This window comes from Pseudoalteromonas sp. XMcav1-K, assembly GCF_044005875.1.
Lineage (GTDB): Bacteria > Pseudomonadota > Gammaproteobacteria > Enterobacterales > Alteromonadaceae > Pseudoalteromonas > Pseudoalteromonas spongiae.
The window spans coordinates 1-1,521 of sequence record NZ_JBIPJE010000001.1 but is presented as its reverse complement, the minus strand read 5'-3'; the positions used below and the strand labels follow the sequence as shown (position 1 = coordinate 1,521).

Genomic DNA, 1,521 nt, shown 5'->3' with positions numbered 1-1,521 from the left:
TTCTGATTTTGATATCAAAAGATATCGAATTGACTGTGCTGAAATAAACAAAGTTTATTTCCGTTGGTCACTCAGTTTAATTAAGTCTAAATTTTGTTACGCTTTAAAAGCGTATGTTAGAACTTAACCTGTACGAGTGCCCACACAGATGATTGCTTCTATTTGTTAAAGAACTACGCCCTCAGCTCAAGGCTGCTTAAAGAACGCTGCAAGTGCCTTACTTGCCGCGACGCTTCGTCGCTGTTAGGGCTGCGTATGTTACGCTTTCCTAATTTTATGTCAACACTTAATTTTGATTATTTTTAAAAACTTTCAAAACTTAGTTTTACTTGACTCAACCAACTCGTGATTCGCTGCTATGCTGCGTCGTTCCCCGTGTTGGTGGAGGCGCATTATAGAGAGATTTGATTTGAGCGCAACCCTTTTTTAAAGAAAATTTGTATCTTTTTACTGTTTGTCTGAAATATCAGCTAAAAGCGTTAAAAACATACATTTTCTGGCCAGAAATTAACAATCAACGCTCTTTTATCTATAATTTACGTTCTATAACAATTTTATTGGATCCGTTATGACAATTAGAAGCTATAAAGGTGTAGAGCCAAAAATCAATTTAAATACCTATATAGACGAGTCAGCTGTATTAGTTGGTCAAATTGAAGTTGGCGCCGATTCAAGTATCTGGCCATTAGTTGCCGCGCGCGGTGATGTTAACTATATAAAGATTGGCGAGCGCACAAATGTACAAGATGGTTCGGTGCTTCATGTTACGCGTAAAAGTAATGCTGTGCCAAATGGCTACCCATTAATTATTGGTGACGATGTCACAATTGGTCACAAAGCAATGTTACATGGCTGTGTACTTGGTAGCCGCATCTTAGTTGGTATGGGGGCGATTATAATGGACAACGCAGTTGTGGAAGATGATGTGATTATTGGTGGCGGATCATTGGTTCCACCTAATAAAACGCTAGAGTCAGGTTATTTATATGTAGGTAGCCCGGTTAAACAAGCCCGAAAGCTAACTGAAGCAGAAATAACTTTCCTTAAAGTATCTGCTGATAACTACGTTATATTAAAGAATGAATACCTAGAAGAGCTATAATAGCTCTTCTACTTCTATCAAACCCTCATCATTATATAGCTCGTCTTCAATTGCACTTTCTGCAATATCTTCATAGTCAAATTTCTTATTTTCAAAGTCTAATAGCGCATCTTCTTTAGATTTGTTTGTTAAATAAAAGCACGTAATCAGCTGACCTGACACCTGAGCAAAGTAAGAGACTCGTTTTGTACTTTGGTCATATTCAACACGATCAACAAAAATGATTGATTGGTTCATTACAGTTCTCCTGATTTAAGCTGTTCAATAACCACCTGTGTTGAAGGCTTAACACCTCGCCAAACAAAAAATGCTTCTGCGGCCTGCCCTACTAACATACCCGAACCATCTAGCGTTGTTGCGTTTGGGTTTATGCTGTTAACCCAATCATTAAATGAAGTGCTTTGTTGGCTATAAAACAT

Annotated in this window: 2 protein-coding genes and 1 pseudogene; 1 reads left to right on the top strand and 2 read right to left on the bottom strand. The window is 37.8% G+C overall.

From position 1 onward, the window contains the following. Window positions 1-568: 568 nt before the first annotated feature. Window positions 569-1,102, top strand: a complete 534-nt coding sequence (locus ACHSBP_RS00015; protein WP_395387878.1) for a gamma carbonic anhydrase family protein — start codon at window positions 569-571, stop codon at window positions 1,100-1,102. Here the strand turns inward: ACHSBP_RS00015 and ACHSBP_RS00010 are convergent. Continuing rightward, window positions 1,097-1,339: a DUF1488 domain-containing protein gene (locus ACHSBP_RS00010; protein ID WP_395387877.1), complete on the bottom strand. Its 243-nt coding sequence runs from the start codon at window positions 1,337-1,339 to the stop codon at window positions 1,097-1,099. The genes ACHSBP_RS00015 and ACHSBP_RS00010 overlap by 6 nt on opposite strands. Next, window positions 1,339-1,521, bottom strand: a pseudogene (locus tag ACHSBP_RS00005) (shikimate dehydrogenase); the annotation flags it as partial. The pseudogene ACHSBP_RS00005 and the gene ACHSBP_RS00010, both read right to left, overlap by 1 nt.